This is a genomic window from Lacrimispora sp. (genome assembly GCF_031982545.1).
In the GTDB taxonomy this organism is placed as follows: domain Bacteria; phylum Bacillota; class Clostridia; order Lachnospirales; family Lachnospiraceae; genus Lacrimispora.
In genome coordinates this window covers 78,660-80,634 of the sequence record NZ_DALYXB010000020.1, presented here as the reverse complement: position 1 = coordinate 80,634, position 1,975 = coordinate 78,660, and the positions used below count along the sequence as shown (strand labels likewise).

Here is a 1,975-nt window from a genome sequence, read left to right as displayed (position 1 = left end):
ACCGGACCTACTGGCGATACCGGACCAACCGGACCGACCGGCGATACTGGACCTACCGGACCTACCGGTGATACTGGACCGATCGGACCTACTGGCGATACCGGACCGACCGGACCTACTGGCGATACCGGACCGACTGGACCTACCGGCGATACTGGACCGACTGGATCTACTGGTGATACTGGACCTACTGGTGATACTGGACCGACTGGTCCTACCGGTGATACTGGACCTACTGGACCTACCGGCGATACTGGACCGACTGGACCGACTGGTGATACTGGACCTACTGGACCGACTGGTGATACTGGACCGACCGGACCCACCGGTGATACCGGGCCGACTGGACCTACCGGCGATACTGGACCTACCGGACCTACTGGCGATACTGGACCGACTGGCGATACTGGACCGACTGGACCTACCGGACCCACTGGCGATACTGGACCGACCGGACCGACCGGCGATACTGGACCGACTGGACCGACTGGTGATACTGGACCGACTGGACCGACCGGCGATACCGGACCGACTGGCGATACTGGGCCTGCTGGCGCATTAGCTTTTAGTAATAATGCTGGAATCCAGGCTATATCCCCACTTTTATTAACAGAGGTAAGTGCTGCCTCTGCAACAACTCCCGTTGTTGCAGGCAATACTGTAAAGATTGATTATGGACTTGACTTACAAAATGTTGTAACTACTGCGCCTTACTCCTATACAGCAGAACTTAGATTATACAGAGACGGAGCTTTAATAGATACAAGAACTTTAAGTTTCAATGGATCAATTGCCGGTACGACTGATACAGCTATATCTGACACCTTTGTTGATACTGCACCAACCACTGTTAGTTCAACCTATGAAATGAGAGTAATCTATACAGCTGCCAATAGCGTTGATAGTGCGAATGTGATTAACAGAAAAATTAATCTTATCGTATTTCAATAGATTGAAATCCTCCAAAAGTATTATTACCATCAAAATACAACTCTTTATAAGTCAATGTATTTATCGTGTCCACTATATATCAAGTTTTTTCTAACAAACTTGATACTAATCACATATGATATAGTATAAAGGATTGAAAAAGCCCTTTATAATACAATTCACATCTACAAGACATCATACAAGTAAAAAATTACACCTTGACAGGAGGGAGTTATAATGAGTAATTGTAGAGATTGGGACAGAAACCACTGTGGTTGTGGTGGTTGCGGTGGGGGCTGTGTAGGCCCAGCCGGACCACAGGGACCAAGAGGCTGCCCAGGACCAACCGGACCACAAGGTCCCAGAGGACCCCAGGGACCTACCGGACCACAAGGTCCCAGAGGATTCCAGGGACCTACCGGGCCTACTGGACCTCAAGGAATTCCAGGTCCTGATGGACCTACTGGGCCACGTGGTCCCCAGGGTCCTGTAGGACCACAAGGACCGCAGGGTATTCAGGGCCCAGTTGGACCTACTGGACCTACTGGTGCTACTGGTGCTACTGGTGCTACTGGCGCTACCGGACCTACCGGCGCTACTGGTGCTACTGGCGCTACCGGTGCTACCGGGCCTACCGGGCCTACCGGCGCTACTGGAGCTACTGGCGCTACCGGTGCTACTGGCGCTACCGGACCTGCCGGACCTACCGGACCTACTGGCGCTACTGGCGCTACCGGTGCTACTGGCGCTACCGGACCTGCCGGACCTACCGGACCTACTGGCGCTACTGGCGCTACCGGTGCTACTGGTGCTACCGGGCCTACCGGACCCACTGGTGCTACTGGCGCTACTGGCGCTACCGGACCTACCGGACCTACTGGCGCTACTGGCGCTACTGGCGCTACCGGACCTGCCGGACCTGCCGGACCTACCGGACCTACCGGCGCTACTGGTGCTACTGGTGCTACCGGACCTACCGGACCTACCGGTGCTACTGGCGCTACCGGTGCTACCGGACCTACCGGACCTACCGGCGCTACTGGCG

The 1,975-nt window shown here is 54.7% G+C and carries 1 protein-coding gene and 1 pseudogene; both read left to right on the top strand.

The window, feature by feature from the left end; genetic code table 11:
• On the top strand, positions 1-951 hold a 951-nt coding region (locus ABS301_RS24330; RefSeq protein ID WP_349674642.1), incomplete at its 5' end, for a hypothetical protein.
• Positions 952-1,167: 216 nt separating this feature from the next.
• Positions 1,168-1,975: pseudogene (locus ABS301_RS24325) on the top strand (collagen-like protein); the annotation flags it as partial.